The sequence below is a fragment of the Bartonella sp. AP57NXGY genome, assembly GCF_042195805.1.
Taxonomy (GTDB): Bacteria; Pseudomonadota; Alphaproteobacteria; order Rhizobiales; family Rhizobiaceae; genus Bartonella.
This window is the reverse complement of record NZ_JBHIOZ010000567.1, coordinates 1-647: the sequence shown is the minus strand read 5'-3', so window position 1 is coordinate 647 and position 647 is coordinate 1. Positions and strand designations below refer to the sequence as shown.

Here is a 647-nt window from a genome sequence, read left to right as displayed (position 1 = left end):
TGCCATTTAAGACTTTTTAGTAGGGCAGAACAGAAGTTAATTTATTGGGGCATAACAAACGTGTTCCAAACCATTACGGTCTCGGAAAGTTCCTGTTTTAGGGTTGAAAGAACGGTATTTTTTCTTGCAATAGTTAAGCCAATCAGATTCTAATGATTGTTGTACTGGCTCATATTCCACTGTTTGCGGAGCTTCATAAATTATCTGTTCCTGTGGAACCTGTTGATATACAATTTGATGCTGTGGTGCGGTTTGATAAACAACTTGTGGCTGTTCTGATTTTTTAAAAATTTTGCCGAGAAGTGCACCTGCTGCAAGAGCAAGAATGCCCATTGCTAAAGCTTCTCCTGAGTTATTTATATTAATACTACTGTGTTTTGTCTTTTTGCGCTCGACATAATGATATGTCTTGTGTTCAACATGATGGTGTTGTTGTGCTCCCCATTTATGGCTAACATAATGACGCGTGTGGGGATTATCAAAAGAGTGATGTTCACTATGAGAAAAATGGGAGCTAAAATTGTGAGACGGTAAACCAGCCTCCCTTCTCATGTCATAGTTATGATACCATGCCATATCTGCAAGCGTTGGATTTAATGGCATCAAAACGGTTGCAGTAGACATTGCTGATAATACCGCTAATCTGA

General features: G+C 38.9%; 1 protein-coding gene. It reads right to left on the bottom strand.

The window, feature by feature from the left end; all coding sequences use genetic code 11:
- Positions 1–36: 36 nt before the first annotated feature.
- Positions 37–647 (bottom strand): BA14K family protein (locus ACFIL8_RS12070; RefSeq protein ID WP_375690016.1); only part of this gene is annotated, 611 nt, incomplete at its 5' end.